Here is a 1972-nt window from a genome sequence, read left to right on the forward strand (position 1 = left end):
CCCATGTTAGGCCAATTGCAGCCAGCCCTGTTCACCACCGATCAACGGTCGTTGGTCGGTCGTGAACATGCTGCGATCATTCTTCTTGGTCGTCGGACGGCTCCCTAAAGCCGCTCACGATGCGCTGGTAGGCGCGGGCGGCTTCAGCTGGATCGTCGGTCACGATCCCGATGCCGGTGATGGCGCCACCGTCCTTCCCGCTGATCTCGATGTCGTGCTTCTCGCGCCAGCCAGCGCGGGCCTTCATCCAGAAGATCGCCGCCGCCGTGTTTTTGCCTTCCGTCGCCATGCGGTAAAGGGACTGCGCGACCTTCGTCGTCGCCTCGATCGCTCCAAGGTCCAGCTCATCGCGGAAGTGCTTGCGAAGCGTCTTCACGTCGATGCGGAGGTACTTTGCGATATCGGCCTGGGGGATGCCGCAGCCAGACATCATCTTCACCAGGCGGCGTTGGTCGTCGGTCGGATCAAAGCGCTCGCCCTGCGCCACGTCATCCATCCACAAAGCCAGTGGGGACGCTGGCGGCCTCGGCCTCGTCGTAGCTCATGCCGCTGCTCTCTAAGACCGCGGCTTCGCCCGTGAAGGCCTGCCACCGCAACACCGCAACATCGACGTAAGCCGGCGACAGCTCGATGGCATGGCACGAGCGACCGGTCTGCTCTGCCGCGATGATCGTGGTGCCGGAGCCACTGAATGGCTCGTAGACCGCCTGGCCCGGCGAGGAGTTGTTCTCGATTGGCCGGCGCATGCACTCCACGGGCTTTTGAGTGCCATGCGTCGTCTCAGCGTCCTGATCCCGGCTTGAGATCTGCCACAGCGTGGTCTGCTTGCGGTCGCCGCTCCAACGACCGGTCGCCCCCCCGCGGACAGCGTACCAGCAGGGCTCGTGCTGCCAGTGGTAGTGCCCGCGGCCCATCACCAGGCGCTCCTTGGCCCAGATGATCTGGGCACGAATCTCGAAGCCGCAGCTGCCAAGACTCTCGGCCACCGTCACGGCATGGAGCGCCCCGTGCCAGACGTAAGCGACATCGCCGGGGAAGAGCGCCCAGGCCTCCCGCCAATCCGCCCGGTGATCGTTGAGCACCTTGCCCGTGCGCGCGGTATTCGATCCAGGCAATGCGGCGTTGCGCCAGGCAGGATCGTAGTTCACGCCGAAAGGCGGATCGGTGACCATCAGGTGAGGGGTCACGCCGGCAAGCACGGCCTCGACCACGGCAGAGTCGGTGCTGTCGCCACAGGCCAGCCGGTGCCGGCCCAGCAGCCACACGTCGCCCTCGCGTGAGACGGGAACCTCGGGGACAGGCGGAATCTCGTCAGGATCGACCAAGCCGGCGTTGGGATTGGCGAGAAAGCTCACGAGCTCCACATCGTCGAAGCCGGTGAGCGTCAGGTCGAAACCCTCTGCGCCCAGCTCGGTCAACTCAAGGCGCAGCAGGTCCTCGTCCCAACCCGCGGATAGCGCCAGACGGTTATCGGCCAGGACGTAGGCGCGTCGCTGGTTCGGCGTAAGGTGGGAGAGCTCGAGCGTCGGCACCTCGGTCATGCCGAGCTGACGAGCAGCGAGGAGACGGCCGTGTCCCGCGATCACGCCGCGCTCGCCGTCAATAAGGATCGGGTTGGTCCAACCGAATTCACGGATCGAGGCCGCGATCTGTGCGACCTGCCCGGGGGAGTGCGTGCGGGCATTTCGGCCGTACGGAATCAGCGACGCGACCGGCGCGAGTTTGTAGGGCGGGAAGGTAGCGTCCGCAATTTCGGCCAATGGTCAGATCCTCGGGAAGAACACATTAGGACCTGCTAGCCCGGCTTCGGCTTTGCAAGAGCGAAAATAACCATGAAGCCAAATTAAAGCTCTGCTCCCGTTCCAAAGTGCACTTGATGGACTATGAGAAGGACTGTAAGCGCGGCGACGAGGCCCTTATGGCTCGTGCGTGACGGTCAGCCGTTGTCGCTGGCGGCCCAGCACCACGGCAT

The 1972-nt window shown here is 64.5% G+C and carries 2 protein-coding genes; both read right to left on the bottom strand.

The features are described 5' to 3' along the window. Positions 1–76: 76 nt before the first annotated feature. On the bottom strand, positions 77–496 hold the full coding sequence (locus AC1ROY_RS34000) for a hypothetical protein (RefSeq protein WP_493153386.1): 420 nt from the start codon (positions 494–496) through the stop codon (positions 77–79). Then, the gene (locus AC1ROY_RS34005; protein ID WP_493153387.1) at positions 489–1760 is read right to left on the bottom strand and encodes a site-specific DNA-methyltransferase; all 1272 of its coding nucleotides are present in this window, start codon (positions 1758–1760) and stop codon (positions 489–491) included. The genes AC1ROY_RS34000 and AC1ROY_RS34005 overlap by 8 nt, the downstream gene beginning before the upstream one ends. Positions 1761–1972: the final 212 nt, after the last annotated feature.

This window comes from Roseococcus sp. GW821-FHT12F05, assembly GCF_058806835.1.

Coding starts and splice junctions, on each gene's coding strand:
- AC1ROY_RS34000 (WP_493153386.1), bottom strand. CDS start 496: ATGGATGACGTGGCGCAGGGCGAGCGCTTTGATCCGACCGACGACCAA.